Annotated in this window: 11 protein-coding genes and 1 tRNA gene; 3 read left to right on the top strand and 9 right to left on the bottom strand. The window is 49.4% G+C overall.

Annotation, left to right across the window (positions count from 1 at the left end; all coding sequences use genetic code 11):
* Positions 1-122: 122 nt before the first annotated feature.
* Both DXA74_RS12075 and DXA74_RS12080 read right to left on the bottom strand, forming a co-directional pair.
* Positions 123-2,441 (bottom strand): CotH kinase family protein, encoded by a 2,319-nt coding sequence (locus tag DXA74_RS12075; protein WP_158576066.1) that lies wholly within the window; start codon positions 2,439-2,441, stop codon positions 123-125.
* A 199-nt stretch (positions 2,442-2,640) separates the two neighbouring features.
* Entirely contained in the window at positions 2,641-7,176 is a 4,536-nt protein-coding gene (locus DXA74_RS12080; RefSeq protein ID WP_118527948.1) for a LamG-like jellyroll fold domain-containing protein, read from the bottom strand.
* Positions 7,177-7,476: 300 nt separating this feature from the next.
* Here DXA74_RS12080 and DXA74_RS12085 point away from each other — a divergent pair, with 300 nt between their 5' ends.
* Positions 7,477-9,513, top strand: coding sequence for an endonuclease/exonuclease/phosphatase family protein (locus DXA74_RS12085; protein ID WP_118527950.1), 2,037 nt, complete (start codon positions 7,477-7,479; stop codon positions 9,511-9,513).
* Between the two features lie 33 nt (positions 9,514-9,546).
* Positions 9,547-10,155 carry a hypothetical protein gene (locus tag DXA74_RS12090; RefSeq protein ID WP_118527952.1) on the top strand — a complete coding sequence of 203 codons (609 nt, stop codon included), beginning with the start codon at positions 9,547-9,549 and terminating at the stop codon, positions 10,153-10,155.
* Between the two features lie 103 nt (positions 10,156-10,258).
* Here DXA74_RS12090 and DXA74_RS12095 read toward each other — a convergent pair whose 3' ends face one another.
* Positions 10,259-11,230, bottom strand: coding sequence for an alpha/beta hydrolase (locus DXA74_RS12095; RefSeq protein ID WP_370448506.1), 972 nt, complete (start codon positions 11,228-11,230; stop codon positions 10,259-10,261).
* Between the two features lie 47 nt (positions 11,231-11,277).
* Positions 11,278-11,853: a DapH/DapD/GlmU-related protein gene (locus tag DXA74_RS12100; protein ID WP_118527956.1), complete on the bottom strand. Its 576-nt coding sequence runs from the start codon at positions 11,851-11,853 to the stop codon at positions 11,278-11,280.
* Positions 11,854-12,080: 227 nt separating this feature from the next.
* Between DXA74_RS12100 and DXA74_RS12105 the strand changes: the two genes are divergently transcribed.
* Positions 12,081-12,989, top strand: coding sequence for an AraC family transcriptional regulator (locus tag DXA74_RS12105; RefSeq protein ID WP_118527958.1), 909 nt, complete (start codon positions 12,081-12,083; stop codon positions 12,987-12,989).
* Between the two features lie 462 nt (positions 12,990-13,451).
* Here the strand turns inward: DXA74_RS12105 and DXA74_RS12110 are convergent, their stop codons facing one another.
* The 5 genes from DXA74_RS12110 to DXA74_RS12130 all read right to left on the bottom strand — a co-directional run bounded on the left by DXA74_RS12110 (position 13,452) and on the right by DXA74_RS12130 (position 17,296).
* The gene (locus DXA74_RS12110) at positions 13,452-14,594 is read right to left on the bottom strand and encodes a hypothetical protein (protein ID WP_147401106.1); all 1,143 of its coding nucleotides are present in this window, start codon (positions 14,592-14,594) and stop codon (positions 13,452-13,454) included.
* A gap of 22 nt (positions 14,595-14,616) precedes the next feature.
* Complete coding sequence (locus tag DXA74_RS12115; RefSeq protein WP_118527962.1) at positions 14,617-15,414, bottom strand: DUF1266 domain-containing protein; 798 nt, start codon at positions 15,412-15,414, stop codon at positions 14,617-14,619.
* Between the two features lie 143 nt (positions 15,415-15,557).
* The gene (locus tag DXA74_RS12120; RefSeq protein ID WP_147401107.1) at positions 15,558-16,250 is read right to left on the bottom strand and encodes a hypothetical protein; all 693 of its coding nucleotides are present in this window, start codon (positions 16,248-16,250) and stop codon (positions 15,558-15,560) included.
* Positions 16,251-16,509: 259 nt separating this feature from the next.
* On the bottom strand, positions 16,510-17,124 hold the full coding sequence (locus DXA74_RS12125) for a TetR/AcrR family transcriptional regulator (protein WP_118527966.1): 615 nt from the start codon (positions 17,122-17,124) through the stop codon (positions 16,510-16,512).
* An 87-nt stretch (positions 17,125-17,211) separates the two neighbouring features.
* Positions 17,212-17,296, bottom strand: a tRNA-Ser gene (locus tag DXA74_RS12130).
* Positions 17,297-17,402: the final 106 nt, after the last annotated feature.

A 17,402-nucleotide genomic window follows, 5' to 3' on the forward strand; every position in this document is an offset into this window, starting at 1 on the left:
ATATTTCATTGCCCCAGAAAAACAGCACAGTGGGCAACAATAAACCCTAAAAGAGTCGTATCCAACTCCATATCGGAGTAAGAATACGACTCTTTTAGGGTTTATTCTATAAAATCCCAGACTTAACGCACAACGACTTTCTGTCCCTGAACCAGATAGATACCCGGAACAGAAACCGGAATACGGTTCACTCCGGCACGCACAGAGGCATTCTGGATGCGGACACCGGAAATATTATATACCGGAACCGTCTGCGCCTCATTGCTTCGTATCAGGATATATCCGTCACCACCGGTAACGGCAACTTGCTCCGTCTCATCCGGCTGAGTGATGCCTGTTGTAGTCGGGTCATAATGATAGCGTCTGTCCAGATAGGCAATACGGCGGTGAATCCAATCCTTCAGATATTCCAGTTCAGAATCAAAGTCCAGATAAATTCCGTTGCTGCCGTTCCAGCAGTCCATCTCACGGTCGTCTGCTCCACTGGCCTGGAACAGTCTTACATATTTCTCGAAACGCTGATACAGACTTTCTTCATCAAAATAAGTAGCACGCAAGGCTGCATAGCGACCGGCAAGCTGCTCATTCCAATTGTCATAGTCATACTCCATCAGGCGCTTGTAGAGCGTGTGCTCACCGTGTTCATGCGCCCACAGATAAGTGATGAAATCGGTTGTGGCATAATTTCGGGTAAAGTCACTGCCATCCCACCGGCGTCCCCACGTTCCGTCCAAATCCCAGGGAGACATACTCATCATTTTGGAATCCTGAACATTATAGTGGTGCAGGAACATATTCTTGCCGTGATTATCGGTTGCCAGCATCAGTTCGATGAACAGATAATAGTCCAGGAAAACGGGCAAATCAAACTGTTCGCCAACCTGAGCTAGGAAAGTCTGTTTGGAAGCGGCAGCCACCACATTGATGCCTTTGGACAACGGTCCCCAATCTATCGGTTCTCCGTCTCCCAGATCGGGATATTGCATTTCCCAGCTGTCCCACGTATCACTATTATTATTGTAAGAAGACACTGGAGTCATCGGATAATACCGACTGTTCTGGTCGTGTCCCATAAACACAGAATAGCTCCATTGGTCGGACTTATACAAGGCGCCACGAATCGTTGCCGGCTCACCGGCAACCGTACTCTCCTTGATTTTCTTCAGCTTCAGCTGCTTGCGATCCAGTTTCTCGGTCATGCAATACAGACCGTTATACTTGCCGTTCAGGAAAGTCTCCACAAAGCGGCCTCTTGTTCCATTGTGCGCCTCCGGCTCATCTGCAAAATGATACGGCGGCATGGAGAAGTCATTCCAAAGGTCTGTAGATACGCGGTTACGCATGCGTCCCGGATCCACAGCCATTGCATCGAGAATCCAGTTGTTGTCTTCACGCAATCCAAAGAAACTGGCATCCAGCGACTCACCAGCCTCGTCCGTGATTTTCACGGCATACGCCTTCTTGTTCATACCCGAAGCCGTGGCACCGCGATAACGGAACTTGGCCTGATACAAAGGATCTGCCCCTTCGGTATCGGGATCTGTCACGCGAATGGTTCCGGGAACATACTCCACTTTATTGAATCCCGCACCGGTAAACTCAACCACAGGCAGGAAAGTAAACGTAAGTTCTGCCTGAGCCACAGTCTCACCGGTCTGGCGGTTATATACCGTAACCGGGAAATGGGTTCCGTTCTGATAGTTCTCAAAACGGAATGTTCCGGATAACGGCTGGTCACCGACACGTACTTCCATATTTTCCGCATCCTTCGGGTAGGCAGAACAGGTTACCTCATAATCCGTTTGTTCGCGGAATTTCTCCGAAACGGTCTGAAGATAACAATTTCCGCCGGCATCAAATACAGCACGTTTTCCGTTTATCACAATAGAATCCACCAACTGGGTAATATCATACTGGCCGTCCTCATCCAGATCAAACACCGGTTTTCCGTCCTCGTCCAGAGCCTTAAAACGTTCGTTATCGCCGGCAGTGGCATACTGCTGATAGGTGCCCACTATGTAAGAATCCTTTCGGGCATCCAGAACCTGAGATTTATCCTGCACATTCCGGATAATGTAATAATCACCTTCCAGGTCAAAAGTCCAGAGAGAAGCATTCCCATTCGGTTCGGCCGTCAAATCCACATAGCGCTTTGTATCCGTACGCTCTCCGTCATAAGTAAGATACTTCTGCGACGTAACGCTCTGAATCGTAAACTGTCCGTTCGAAGTCTCGGTTACATACCAGTATCCGGCTTCTGAGTTTTCATCATGGATATCATAATATACAGGTGTACTCTGGCCTATGGCCGGGCCGTCCACCACGCTTCCCTGCTGCCAGAAAGCACACAGAAAGCGGTATTTCTTTCCCTGCTCAAACAGCGGTTTGGCCCAACTGAGGCCGGGCAACACGGCAAGGAGTAATAAAAAAGTGCGTTTCATGTTTTGTTCGTTTTTTGGATATATAGTATGCAAATCTAATTTTTTCAAAAAACATTTGCAACAATTGTGTCCTTTTTCATAGAAAGAGAACTGAAAATACAAGAAAAAAATCGCATTCTGCCCCATTACAGAGCAGAATGCGATTACTCTATGTGGATGAGGGCAAAGCCTTAATCCCAGTCGGAGAAAAGCAACAGCATCAGAATACCATTACTTTCTTTCCATTGACAATATAAATGCCTTTTGCCAAAGACAGGCGCACTGTTCCCTGAACATCGCGGTCGAAGCAAGTCAGACCGGAAACGGAAACGACGCGTACCCGCTGCATGACATCAGAAGTGATATCCAGAGAGCCGTTGTGAACAACAATCTGCAAACGAGGTTCTGCCGTTGCTGTCTCGCTGCTTTCGATATCGGTTGTCGGAGTGCCGTACTCTTCGAATACTTTCTTCTCCAGATAAACGCGCTTGAGAGTCAGACAGCTCTTACCACTCATATTGGCCAGAATACCCAAAGACACTTCCTGATCCTGGTCACTCACGACAAAGCCCAATTCCTGATCGGCCAGCGGTGCATAGGCAATAGAATTGCGGGAAACATTCTCTGTATTCGGAAGTCCCTTGCCATTGGCTGCTACCAGATAAGAACCACTGGCTGCAAATTCCTGATATCCTTCTACGCCCAATACGTAATAACCTGCCGGCAAAGTCACAGTCTGATAAGCCTTGTGGTCTTTAATCACTTCGGCGAAACCGTCCCATGAAGTAGTCAATGTCATGGCCGAAGCCTTATTCTTATCCACATGGAAACCAGTAGTCACACGAAGACCGCTCACTGAGTTCTCCAATTTCCAGGCAGACTGCGCAGTTCCCTGCTCCAGTTCCACGAAACGGGATGAGTTCATCGGGTTGACCGTCTTGCTGGTACTGCGGAACGGCATGAGATAATTGGTCAGATACTGATCGGTGCAGTCAATACGCTTCAAGGTAGCCAGACAGAAGATTCCCTTTGATGCGCTCCAAGAGTCGCCGGAAGGACCAAAGTTCACACGGGTACCGGTGTTGGCATTGGTTGTTGCATCCTGCACGTCACCAGAGTTCTGGTTAAACTGATAGTAAACACTCAGTCCGTCGTTCTGCATGGCAGCCGGCACATCGGCAATCACGTTATTGGCATATTCCAGAATCTTCTCGTCTGTCAGTGCAGAGTTCCAAACGCGGAACTCATCGATAACGGCATTCATCGGCGCATCTTGACCACTCAGGCAGAACGGCGCCTCGGAGCCTTCGTACTTATATCCCGTCACGCTGGTTGCCGTAAGCAATTGAGCATCCTTATAGATATAGACGCTGCCCATCTTGAACACAACGGCATAATGATGCCACTGGCCCGTTGTCACGGTTCCTGACGGTGAAGATACCTTTTGATTGTTGATAGTTACGGAAAGCGTACCGTCAGCAGCTGTTTCGATCAGCACACCCTTCTCGTCATTTCCGATTCTGTGTGCACGGGCACTGTTGCTCTTGGCATACATCCACCAGTCGATTGTGAAGTTCTTGGCATCGGCTGCAATCGGATCTTTCTGAAGCTGCACATATTCGTTGCCGCCACCGAAGTTCAATCCGGTCTGTCCGTCGGCATTGCAAACGATTACGGCGCGTTCCTTTTCCTGAACGTTTCCTCCCTGCTCGTTGTATGCTGTGAGACGGGCTTTGTAGATACCCGGATACTTCATCTCAATAGCCTGGTTCTGGTCGTGTACCAAGATGCAGTGTGCATCGTTTTCAATCTCCCATTTCCAGAAGGTAGGATGATGCAGGCTTCGGTCTTCGAGGTTCACCTGTTCCCCTTTGATGACAATCTGCGGGTTGATGTTGAAATCAATCTGTGGAGCCACTTCCTCCACGTGTACGGTCTGAGTCAGTGTACTGCTGCCGGCAGCATTCGTCACGGTCAGAGTCACTTCATAATCTCCGGCCTCCAGATAAGCAGCTGAAGCATTGCGAGTGTGAGCCGTTTCGGTCTGTGCTCCCGGCATGCTCCACGTATATTTACAGCCGTCGCCACCCTCAGATTCGTTAATAAGGCTCACAGCCGTACCGGCCGGTATGCTCTCGGCACTCAGTTTGAAACGTGCTTCCGGTGCCGGCATCTCCTGAACGGTAATACTCTTCTGAGTGGTCCGTACTCTTCCCATCGCATCGGTAACCGTCAGGGCAATGGTCTGCTGACCGGCTTCCGTAAACAACAATACCGGGTTCTCAGTTTCCAATGTCTTTTCTTCGGCGCCGGTAACATCCCATTTCCAGGATACGATACCACCCTTGGAAGTATCTTCAATCTGAACAGCCGAACCTACATAATAAGGACCATCAGAAACGGTGAAGCTGGCCAAAGGCAAACGCTTGTCATTAAAGAGCGTATTGTCTTCCCGCTGCTCCTGAGTACCAAACGTACGGATGGTATAATGTCCGGTTGCATCGGTCAGCCCTTCGGCATCATCCATGCGGATTTCGGTCAAAAGGCCACCGGTTTCCTGAGGATTCTTCAACTCGGTATACATATAACCCTGAATCTGGGTTTGTGTACGTGCATAATTCCACATGCGGAATTCGTCCATCTGTGCATTCAGTCCGTTGGATGATTCGGCACCTACCATGAGAGAGCCGAAGCCTCCGATACCGGAATAAGAAGAGAACAGACTGCCTACCTGTTCGCCATTGACGTATGCAGTCATAGAACTCTTGTCGATCACGACAGCCACATGCGCCCATTTTCCCGGTTGCAGACAGCCTGCCTTTGAGGTAATACGGTTACCGGTATCCCATCCTACCACCAGCTCTCCGGCCGATGTGGTATGCAACAGGAAGTTACCCCAACCCGGACCCATCTGCTGGTTCCAGTTCGATACGGTGGTCGGCTTAATCCAGAATTCCATGGTAGCCTGATCCAGTTTCTCCTTCAGCAGGTCGACAATCTCAAAACCGGAGGCCGAGAAAGAACGAACCTTGTTGGTTTCCGGAACCACACCGGCAAAGTCAGTTACCGGTTGTCCGACACGAGTAGACAATGCCTCCTCATCATTCAGCAGATACTGTGCGGCAACCTCATAGTTTCCATTGCTTTCGGTCTGATAAGAGAGAGCACCGGCTTCCAGAGTTGCCACTTCGCTGCCGTTGCAATATACCTTATAGCCTTTCAGTTCGTAAGGAGATGCAGCCGGAGCATTCCAAGACAACTGTCCGTTACGCAGCATCAGGTTACGCGGTGCATTCAACGGTTCGCCCGGAACCACCACCGAAATGATGGTACGGTTGCCCTTGGTCTCCACCTTCACACCGTCGGCCTTGATATCGAACGGGAACTCAATACCGTTCTTTTCAAATTCATAGTCAATCAGCGAGCAGGCGTGTACTTTTCCGGAACCGCTGGCTGAAGCCTTGGAATCAATAATCAGAAAATACTTCAACGGCTTGCGGGTATCGAAAGAAGCAGACAAATCGGTCATGTCATAGCCGAACTCCATCGGTTCGTAGTGCATGCCGTCGGCCCAGCGTCCCAGCATCGGCACTTCGGCATCCACGCCATTGCCGTCACCGTCGCCCGCATATTTGAAATGCTCAAACTGTACCAGCCGTTCAGGAGTGCTGGCGTTTACATCGGCTGATATACCGCCACTGATACAGATTTCGCTTCGCTTGCTGTACTCCATCTTTATTTTAAAAGTACGGAACGGGCGATAATTCTTTCTTACATGATATACTTCAGGATAGTAATAATCGTTTGATCCGTCCCAAGGTACCGCATTCTTGTAAGGGCAATAAATGAATCCCTTGTTACACCACTGGTTACCCCAGGAGTTGACCACGATCCAGGCTCCCACCTCATCCTTGTCTTTTTCGCCGGCAATGCCGTTGCCGTCCAAATCGAACTCGATGCGGTCGTCATAACCTACGATGGTCAAGGCATGGTCGACCGACTTACCCCAGTTCTGCACATAATACTGGTTGGTAACACCGGCCTCGTCGTTAGCCTCTGTCTGCGGGATGCGCTGCCAGTTACCGCCGCTGGCCACACCAATACCGCAAATACCTCCGGCCTTGAAATCCGTGTCTCCGTTATGATTCCAAATCCAGTTTTTCACCGCCTCACGGCCCTCTTCGGTCTGCACGCTCATCGGGAAGTTTGCGTTGCGGCTGATACGGTTACACATGGCAGCATACCATTTGTCATATCCCTGCATCCATCCGAAATCGGGATCCGAAGTATCCTGATTACCGAACAGGCGCGAATAGGTTCTTCCGCCATAAACCGGCACATTCGGAATACCGTTGGCAGCAGCCATTCCTTCCTTACCGGAGTTGGAATTGGTCAGCAGCCAGGTGAAATGCGTCGGATACTGATTCTCTTCGAGCGAGCCATCCGCTCCCCGGAAAGCATTGATTTCGTAATTGAACATATAGCCGATACGCGAAGCTGAACCGCACGAACCGCCATCCTGATTAAACACCGGCGGGAAATACGGAGTCTCCGCATTGTTCACCCGGGCCGGACGAGTCTGTGCCGCCTTGGCACGGCTCACGGCACTGCGCTCAATTCCTAAAGTAGGATCGGGCTTGAGCAGTGAAGAATAATCGGGATACTTTTCATAGTTTACCAGCACCTGGGCTGATAAGGAGTCGGCCGTTGTCATCGCGGCCATACACAGTAATGTGGACAGGTACTTATGTTTCATAAGCTTTAAGTGATAATTTATTTAGGTAATTGGTAATTGAGTTAATCGGGAATAAAAGTAGAAAACTTAAAACAAAGGCAATTACTTTTCCCCGAAGATTAACCAAAATTCAACTTACATAAATACTTTTAGCAGAGCTTAACCCCAGATAATCCCTTTTCCCACGGACGGAGCCGCTCTGTGCGTATTGCGCAAAATCAAGAAAGAACAATCTTTCGCTCATTTTCTTTCCGGTTCTTTTTCCTTTTCCATATCTTTGCAGAAACCTAATATACCAAATCTATAAAAACAAAAACAGTCATGATGAAATACACTTTTTCTAAAGGACTTATCCTGATGGCCCTGGCCGGCAGCTTTTCCGCACCGGTAGCGGCACGATATGTCTTTCCGGGAAGCGCTGTTCCGGCAGCCGCTCATCCCCAGTCACCTTTGTACCCTGAATTCAAGGAAACCTCTTTCCGTTTCATGACCTACAATATCCGCAATGGAAAAGGAATGGACAACCGCACGGACTATCAGCGTACGGCTGACGAGATTATCCGTTGCGGAGCCGATTTTGTGGCCGTGCAGGAAGTAGACAGTGCCACCAGCCGCAGCAACGGACGCTATGTGCTGGGCGAACTGGCCTGGCGCACCCGGATGTACCCCGTATTCAGTCAGGCCATCCCCCTCGGAGGCGGTGGCTACGGAGTCGGACTACTCTGCCGCGAGCGCCCGCTGAGCACGCTGCGCATTCCGATGCCAGGACGCGAAGAAGCACGCACGCTGCTCATTGCGGAATTCAACTCTTTCTATCTGGCCTGCGCCCACTGGTCGCTGACTGCCGAAGACCGGATGGCTTCTCTGGAAAAAATCCGTCAGGTGGTTCCCACACTGAAAGAAAAGCCGCTGATTCTGGCCGGTGACTTGAACGCCACACCCGACAGTCCGGAGATACAGCAACTGATGAAAGATTTCACTCTGGTGAGCAACCCCAAGAAACCGACCTTCCCGGCCGACGAACCGACCCAGACCATTGACTATATTGCGGTGTGGAAAGCCACAGCCGCTCCATTATACTGGTCCAACGGACGGACCCGGGTTCTCGAAGCCAAGACCGCTTCAGACCACCGTCCGATTGTCTCCGAATTCCGCATCAAGACACCGGCCCACCGTTTCTTCTACGGCCAGCCGTATTTACAGAACCCCACCGGAAAGGGAATCACCGTGATGTTCCAGACCCGCCGTCCGTCGCACTGCTGGGTGGAATTCACCACCGACTCCCTGCTGGCAGCCCAGGGCAAGGCTGCACCTCAGAAAGTGCGCAGCCTCATCGGCGGACAGGCTATCTGTCATGATATCGAGCAAAAAATCCGCCTGAACCATCTGAAAGAGGGCACCACCTATTATTATCGCGTGTGCGCTCAGGAGATTCTGGAGAATCAGGCCTACTTCAAGGCCTTCGGCGACACGGTGAGCACCCCTTATTACCGCTTCACCCTGCCCACTCCGGACACCGAGAACTTCACAGCCATCGTGCTGAACGACATGCACTGCTCCAACCAAATCGAGCAGAAAATGTCTGCTTTGGCCAAAAAGATTCCGCACGACATGGTGTTCTTCAACGGCGACTGTCTGCCGGAACCGGCCGACCGAAACGAAGCCATCGCCAACATCAACCGTCTGAGCGAGCGTTTTGAGGGAGCCACGCATCCTATTTTCTTCATACGCGGAAACCACGAAATCCGAAACGCCTATTCATCGGGCATGCCCTCGCTGTTTGACTATCCCGTTGTGCCTTATAACCTGGAAACCGAACAGACAGATGCCGACAAGACAGGCGAAACCAGCGGATGGCTGGCCTCTTCACCGCGCGAAGCCCAAAAACCTTATGGAGCCTTCAGTTGGGGAGACACGCGCTTCGTATATCTGGACTGCGGCGAAGACAAGCCCGATGATACGTGGGTGTATTACGGTCTGAATGACTTCACCGAGTTCCGCAAAGAACAGACTGCCTTCCTGAAGCAGGAAACCCGCAGCCGCGATTTCAAGCGCGCCGACCGCCACATTATTCTGGGCCATATTCCTTTGTGGGGCAACACAGACAAGTACCAGCCTTCTGCAACACTCTGGCGCCCTATTCTGGAAAAATCCTCCTGGGACTTGGGGCTCTTTGGTCATGTCCATGAATTCAAATATTTTGAGAAAGACAGCATTCAGAACCCGTTCCCGATATACCGAGGCGGAGGAGGTGCCGTAGAAGCTGCCACGATGGGTGTACTCCGCAAAGAAGGAAAGCAGCTGACGCTGAAGGTCTACAATGCCGACGGCAAACTGCTGAAAGAATACGATCTGTAACAGATTCAAATAAACGATTCAAAATTCAAGAAAATGAAAAAAGAAAGTCTGAAATGGACTGTTCCGGCCAAGCCACTCATGCTGGCTGCCATCCTGGCCTTAGGATTGGGAAGCGCCTCATGCTCCAACTCCAAAGCGCCACAGGCCAAAGAAACAACCGAACAGGACAACAGCATGGAGGAAGAAGAAGAGGTAATCGAGCCGGAAGAAAAGGAAACGGAGCTGCCGCCTGCTCCCAGAACTGGAAGTCAGGAGGAGAAACCCGAGGTGGTTATTCCGGGAATGAACACCGATGCCGAGAGCGTCACCACATTTCTGAAAGCATTTTATGCCCATTATGTGTTTGATGCCGAAAGTATGGAAAAAATTGCGAATGATGTGTGTACTCCGAAACTCCTGAAGTATTTGGAAAAGGAGTATGACTACGACTGTATGGAGGAACCTTGTTATGCCATGTGGTGTTTCCGCACCGGCATGCAGGACGGACCGAGCGATGTCAGCAAAGTAACCGAGGTGATCGCCGAAAACGACGGTTGGTTCAAAGTATCCTATCTGGATATGGGCAACAAGGGAGTGAGCCGCATCCGCTTCATCATGACGCACGGAAAATACAAGATGGACGAAGTGGTCCGCGTGGAATAATCCTCGCCCCACAGTAATCCCGAAAAAAGAAATCCCCTTACGGAACACGGCCACCTTTTACGGTCACCGTTTCGGTAAGGGGATTTTTATGGGGCGTTCCGCTTTATTTGAGGTAAGTGCGGAAGAAAGTTTCTATCTTGTCATACGGAATCACACCGGCCTGATTGTCGTACAGGTCCACATGACTGGCACCCGGAATGATCATCAGTTCCTTGTTGTCGCCCGTGAGTTTCTTGAAGGCATCCTCAGAGAAATAGCGTGAATGTGCCTTCTCTCCGTGAATCATCAGCACGGCGCTGCGGATTTCGTTGCTGTAGGCCAGCAGCGGTGTGTTGAGGAACGACAAGGAAGAGGTGGTGTTCCATCCCTCGTTGGAGTTGAGCGAGCGCTTGTGATAGCCGCGCGGAGTCTTGTAATAGTCATAATAGTCCTTGACAAACTGCGGTGCATCTGCGGGCAGCGGGTCTACCACACCGCCGGCACGTGCAGCCACTCCCTTGCGGGCATCCTCGGTGCGCTGGGCATTCAGCTTGCGGCGCAGTTCATAGCGAGCGTCGGCATCCATCGCGTCAAAATAACCGTTGGCGGTCACGCGGCTCATGTCGTACATGGTTACCGTCACCGTAGCCTTGATGCGGGTGTCGAGAGCTGCCGCATTGAGCGCCATGCCGCCCCATCCGCAAATGCCGATAATGCCGATGCGCTCCGGATCAACTTCCGGACGCAAGGAAAGGAAATCCACTGCGGCACTGAAATCTTCGGTATTGATATCGGGCGAAGCCACATAACGGGGCTCACCGCCGCTCTCACCGGTATAGGAAGGATCGAAAGCAATGGTCAGAAAACCGCGCTCGGCCATGGTCTGCGCATACAGTCCGGACGACTGTTCCTTGACGGCACCGAACGGTCCGCTCACGGCCAGTGCGGGCATGGGGCCCTCCACTCCTTTGGGTTTATACAGATCGGCAGCCAGCGTAATGCCGAAACGGTTCTTGAACTCTACACGCTCCACCGTCACGCGGTCGCTCGGAGCAAAAGTCTTCTCATTTTCCTGTGCTTGGATATGGGTCATCATAAGCGTCATTATTAAAAGAAACAAATAAGTTTTTCGAATCATATACTTTATTTTTCGGGGTTATCTATTCTCTTGATGATTCGTGCCGGCACACCGCCCACAATCGTATTGGCCGGCACATCACGGCTCACCACAGCTCCGGCCGCCACCACCGCATTGTCGCCGATGGTCACTCCCTGCAGGATGGTGGCATTGGAGCCCACCCAAACATTGCGTCCCAGCACGATCGGTGCCGGATAAGTCGTACCGCGGTCGGCCGGTTCCAGCCCGTGGTTCAGAGTGGCAAACACCACATTGTGCCCGATCTGGCACCCGTCGCCCAGTGTCACGCCTCCGTGGTCCTGAAAATGGCAGCAGGCGTTGATAAAGACATTCTCTCCCACATGGATGTTCTTACCGAAATCGGAATAGAACGGCGGGAATACCCGCAGAGTATCGGGCACCGGGCGACCGAAAAGTTCGCCCAGCAGGCTGCGTATCTCTTCCTGTGAGTGCCAGGCCGAATTCAGGCGGAAAGTCACCCGTCGCGCCTCTTCGCTCATCTCGTTCATCAGGCGGTGCATCCCCTCGGTGTTCAAAGGTCCGCGGGTAGGCACATAGTCCAAAAATTCTTTCAGTGTCATGGTTCTTCTTGATTATTGATTCTGTTCTTGTCTTTGATTTAATTTCTGTCGCAGGTACATGCCTTGTCGGTGTCCTGCCTCTGTCGCTGGCAAAAGTACTTCAAAAATCAAAGGGCGCTTGTAGACATATTCAGGAAGAAAGTACCCGGATTACGGATTTCGTCGGGAAAACTCTTTTTCCTATTTTATAAAAATGTATTTTTGCAACAAGAAATCAAGAAAGCGATATGACAGAGAATATTATCCAGATGAATTCCGTGGACCAGTATTGCCAGCTGTTCGGTCTGCCGGGCGGGCATCCGCTGATCCGGGTGGTCGACCTGCAGGAAGCCACACGATGGCCGGCACACTTCACCATTCATTACGGGGTCTATGCCCTGTTTCTGAAAGATACACGCTGCGGAGACATACGCTACGGCAAACAGACATACGACTATCAGGAGGGCACGGTGACCAGCTTTGCCCCGGGACAGGTGGTGGAAACCATCATGGAAGAAGGCACACGCCCCAGAGCTCTCGGACTGCTCTTCCATCCCGACCTGATTCAGGGCACGGCCCTGGCCCGCGAAATCAAGACCTACAGTTTCTTTTCTTATGCCTCATCGGAGGCGCTGCACCTTTCCGACGAGGAGAAGGGCCTGTTTCAGGACTGTCTGCAACAGATCCGTCAGGAACTGGAGCGCCCGTCCGACCGACTGAGCAAACGCATCATGGCGCATCACATCCAGCTGCTGCTGGATTATTGCCTACGCTTTTACGAACGCCAGTTCCACACCCGGACGCAGGCCAACCGGGATGTGCTGACACGCTTTGAGAGTCTGCTCGACAATTATTTCCTGAGCGGAACGGCGCAGAAAGAGGGACTGCCCACGGTGCGCTACTTTGCCGACAAGGTATTCCTTTCGCCCAACTATTTCGGCGACCTGATCAAAAAGGAAACCGGCATGACCGCCCAGGAGCTGATCCGCAACAAACTGATTGAGCAGGCCAAGGAATATATCGTGGGCACAGACAAGAAACTGAGCCAGATTGCCTATGAACTGGGCTTCCAGTATTCGCAGCATTTCAACCGTCTGTTCAAGAAATCCGTGGGATATACTCCCAATGAATACCGCAAACTGCAAGTAACACCCTGACAGGCTTGAGGCGGATTTCTGCACCGAAGTGTCAGCATTTGGGGCTGTTTCCCGCCCTCCGCATCTGCTGCTCCGGAGGCATCTGGTTCCGGATTTTTATACTTTATGCAAAACAAGAGGCGTTTTATGCAGTATTTATGCACTTTTCATGCTATTTTGAGGACATGATTCCTGCGAATCTGTCTGCATGCAGTAAAAAAATGTACGGGATGAAATAAGAAAATGGTCTCCATGAACGGTTGCATTCATGGAGACCATTTCATTTTCCGGCACAAAAGTATGGATTTCGGCATACTGAAATCCAACGGTTTTATAAAAGGTTTACTTTAACAAGTCTGCAATTTTCTGCTGTAAACCAAAAGTTTATTCCTTAACAGCATTTTTCAGGAATGCCCCAAATGCATCCGGTTTCCGCCCTGCGACCAAAAACCGGAATCTGAAAACGAAAGAAAATACATTTTGTCAGGACGGAACTTCTGTCGGAATCTGCTCTCGGTTCCGAACGGCCTCTATCACCAGTTTCATATTACGCTCGGTACGCCCAAAGGAAAACAGACAACTGCGTTCGGTCAGATCGTTCACACTGTTAATCCAGAATCTACCTTGATCGAAAACCAGAAAAATCTGTTCCCCCCAGGTAGGAGTCCAGAACGTACGGTTGGTGTGCGCCACCAGACAATCCATCCCGGCATGGTCAAGCGTCCACCGGTTTTTCATCCCCACTGATTTAAAAGCCTCAAAGATTTCGTCATCGTTCAGCGTAGTCGGCACCTCCCGAAAACGAAGTTTACGATTCTGAATGAAACAAAGGAACAAACCCAGTGACAACATAAAGAAAATGGCTCCCATACGGTAGTCCAATATGGCAAAGCGCGCCTCTTTCAGATTAGTCAGAAAAGGAGATAAAATAAGGCATGCCGCCACACCAAACAACAAAAGCGGGGCCATAAAATGCGTCGAGGCCCAGGAAACGCTCAAAGGCAAACGCTGCGTACGCAACACAAAAGTAGCCAGCCCTTCATCTGATTCACGATGATAACGCAGCCACAATATCAGATAACCGGAACCGAAACAAATCGCGATCACCAGAATCAGATTGACAGCCGACAAATCACGTCCGGCACCTTCGGGCAGTGAAGCTACCGAGAAGGGCAGTTTGTCATCATAACTCACCTGATTGAAAGTGAGATTCCGGGTGCGGCAGATAAAGGATCCGTTGTCTACAGGTTCAAAATGATACCAGTAGCCATAACGATGTGTTTTCACTCCGTTCTGTATAGACAACGAAGAAGTTCTACTGGTGCACTTCATCTCCCGTCCGTCCACCACCAGTACCGGGGGAACATTATCGGGTGTCCGGTCGCATTCCAAATATATCCGCACATACCTTTCTTCAAGCGTTTTGGGCAGATAGACGGAGAGGTTGCAGTATGCCGTGTCCTCGACCGCCTGATGCGGATACAGGAGCAACAGAAAATCCGGCTTCACGGAATCTTCTTCCATGAAAAAGTTTTTCGAACTGAATCCTGCGGAATCCGACTGTCCGAGGACTGGCAGGTATCCCATAAAAAGGATGCTCAAAATCAGCAATAGATAGTTCCTCATAGGCGTTTCGTTTTAGATTTTTTTACCAGGCATAGCGCACCCACGGACTCTTTTCTACCGACAACAGTTCGTCAGCTGTGCTCTTCATCACCGAGTTATAGGCTTCTTTTCCTCCCCAAAGCGAACGTCCGATGATATAACTCATCGCCAAATCCTGCCATGAAGCACACTCCTGATGTGCCAATACATAGGCACGATCTATATAACTCCAAGCTTCAGCCTCTGAAATATATTCCATATCGTAACAGGCACGCGCCAGAAAACAGATACGTCCGGCATCCCAACCGGTCACCCCAAAGCGAACCAGATCCTCATAACCGGAAATCACATGACAATCGATCAGTTCGTCATACGTTTCACACAAATTCTGATAAAGGTAGATAATCTTGTCATAATCCTCCTGCGAGGTCATATTCTCCTGAAAAATGGCTTCTTGACGTTCCTCATCTTCTTCGTGAAAGGCCTGAAGAAGGAAGGGATAGTAATAACGATAACCTTTCTCACAGAGATAATCCAGTTCCTTGCGAGCCGATACGGTACCGGAAATACCCCACCATTCGCCCAAAATCTGAGGCAACACATCGCGAATCCCGGTTTCCAAAGAATTCTGATAAGCTCCCTGCTGCGCTGCATATAACGCACCGATCGCTATTTTCCGGCAACGCTCCTCATTCAAAGTTGAATTGGAATTAAAACATATTCCCCGGAACGCACGACGTACCTTGCGCACCCATGCTATGGTTCGCTTACCTTTCCGGTAGAGCCAAACTAATAAAGAAACACCCATTATGGTGGACATCACATAAAATTCAATACTCATACGCTTCTGCATTTACAAGAATCCATCTGCGCCATGACAACGCCATGTAATTCAAATCAGTTAATTCATTTGAGATTATTGATTAAAACAAACTTTATTTCATTCTTTTGCGAATAAAGAAGAAATTATGCAGTCAGGCAACCCTACGAAAAGAGTGTGAGCTTTCCGTTGTCATCCAACTTGAAGGAAATGGTATAATAATTGGTCCAGAGGTGCTTTCCATGCATCTCGCTCTCTTCTCCTTTCTTCAGATAATTCTGGTCCATATAGAAGTGCATCGTTTCATTTTTCTTTTCTTTTTTCAAAGGAAAACCACCCATGATATTTCCTACGCTCTCCTTATAAACCGGATCCATAGAGAAACGGTAGAATTCAACAGACTTGAATTCATACTGCTCGCTACCTTCCGTTTCTGAAAACAGTTTCTTGCCTTCGGCCGTCATACTCTGAATATAAGCAGGAGTAATGGAATCCAAAGGAAGGCTTTCCGTCAGTTCATACGAAACCGCACGTTTTGCGGGACGGGCGTCGTCGGCCTTGAACTCTCCACCCTCGCAAGAGATAATCTGATAAAAGCTTTGATCGTCCTGATTGACAAAACTGATATAAATCTCGCCCAGTTCATTTTTCAGCTTCTTCTCATCCTGACGCTCCGACCACTTCAACTCATACAATTTGTTTTCCTGAAGGTTCACATACTCGGCAACGACTTCCTTTACTTTGAAAACCGTCTCTTCGGAAGACATATCCATGCCTCCACCACCCAAAGAACATGCAGAAAAAGCCAAAAGAACAGCAGAGCTTACAAAAAAGGATTTCATTAAATTAGTCATCATGATACGAATGTTTAAAAGGTTCATACTTTCTGCTTTCCTACAACAAGCCCCAACTATCATCTTCAGAATACGTCGCGCGCCATTAAATATGCATCCTGCAAGTTATAATCAGAACCGGCAAAGAAAGCAGAGATCTCATCGTTTTTTATAAAAATGACCGACCGGTAACTTTTATGACGGCAAATATAGAAAAACAAAAAAGCAAAATATGACCGACCGTTCATATTTTGCTTTTTTTATATAATACTGGTTTATATCCTTATGCTTTTAACAACGAATAAATATATTGGAAGCGTCTTTGAAGAACTTCTACATCCAATCCTTCAAAAAATGACATTTCATAAGACAATCCCACAAATACCTGACGGAAAAGGGCTGTGGCTTCTTCCACATTTGTATCTGCCTTGATTTCTCCCTGATCGCGAGCCTGACCAAGCACGGAATGCCACAGATGATACTCACTGTCGAACACTTCACGTAGTTTGGCCTGAGCATTGGGATAGTAGAACAACGCTTGCTGGAACAGATGAAAATATCCGGCATTGGCCGCCTCTTCGCGCATCGTTTCTTTTTGCAGGCTTCCCAAAGCAACAATCCCTTCCATAGTGCGACGCACTCCCCGCACATAATTCTCCAGAAAGTCGGCCAGACTGGCGTGAGACAGACCGTATTTGTTTTCGGGATTCTGCGCATGAAACAGGTATTTGTCAATCACGGCAATAAACAGATCCTGCTTCGTGGGGTAATAATTGAATATACCGGTTTTCGAAAGTCCTACCGCTTTGGTAATCATTTGCAAACTGACACGCTCATAGTTCATGGACATAAAAAGCTGAAGAGCATGCTGCAAGATAGCTTCCCTGTTTGTTTTCATTGGTTGCAATCGTAATGGGGTGAATATTCTGCAATGGAGAAAAACAAAAAAGGTGATCAAAAATTTGACCACCTTTTGTTCTTTCCGCGGAAAGGGAGGGATTCGAACCCCCGGTGCCTCTCAGCACGGCGGTTTTCAAGACCGCTGTAATCGACCACTCTACCACCTTTCCAAACTTCTTTAAGAAGGCTTTGTTTTTCGAAAGCGATGCAAAGGTACGGCTTTTTTCTGAACTTGCAAACTTTTCGGCGATTTTTTTTGCAAAGTAGGCAAAAAAT

Origin of the sequence: Bacteroides sp. OF04-15BH, assembly GCF_003477995.1 — a bacterium.
Lineage (GTDB): Bacteria > Bacteroidota > Bacteroidia > Bacteroidales > Bacteroidaceae > Paraprevotella.

Excerpts from the sequence above, each read along its gene's own strand:
- DXA74_RS12095 (WP_370448506.1), bottom strand. The coding sequence starts at position 11,230 with ATGATGACCCATATCCAAGCACAGGAAAATGAGAAGACTTTTGCTCCG.
- DXA74_RS12100 (WP_118527956.1), bottom strand. The coding sequence starts at position 11,853 with ATGACACTGAAAGAATTTTTGGACTATGTGCCTACCCGCGGACCTTTG.
- DXA74_RS12075 (WP_158576066.1), bottom strand. The coding sequence starts at position 2,441 with ATGAAACGCACTTTTTTATTACTCCTTGCCGTGTTGCCCGGCCTCAGT.
- DXA74_RS12125 (WP_118527966.1), bottom strand. The coding sequence starts at position 17,124 with ATGAAAACAAACAGGGAAGCTATCTTGCAGCATGCTCTTCAGCTTTTT.
- DXA74_RS12110 (WP_147401106.1), bottom strand. The coding sequence starts at position 14,594 with ATGAGGAACTATCTATTGCTGATTTTGAGCATCCTTTTTATGGGATAC.
- DXA74_RS12120 (WP_147401107.1), bottom strand. The coding sequence starts at position 16,250 with ATGATGACTAATTTAATGAAATCCTTTTTTGTAAGCTCTGCTGTTCTT.
- DXA74_RS12090 (WP_118527952.1), top strand. The coding sequence starts at position 9,547 with ATGAAAAAAGAAAGTCTGAAATGGACTGTTCCGGCCAAGCCACTCATG.
- DXA74_RS12115 (WP_118527962.1), bottom strand. The coding sequence starts at position 15,414 with ATGAGTATTGAATTTTATGTGATGTCCACCATAATGGGTGTTTCTTTA.
- DXA74_RS12105 (WP_118527958.1), top strand. The coding sequence starts at position 12,081 with ATGACAGAGAATATTATCCAGATGAATTCCGTGGACCAGTATTGCCAG.
- DXA74_RS12085 (WP_118527950.1), top strand. The coding sequence starts at position 7,477 with ATGATGAAATACACTTTTTCTAAAGGACTTATCCTGATGGCCCTGGCC.
- DXA74_RS12080 (WP_118527948.1), bottom strand. The coding sequence starts at position 7,176 with ATGAAACATAAGTACCTGTCCACATTACTGTGTATGGCCGCGATGACA.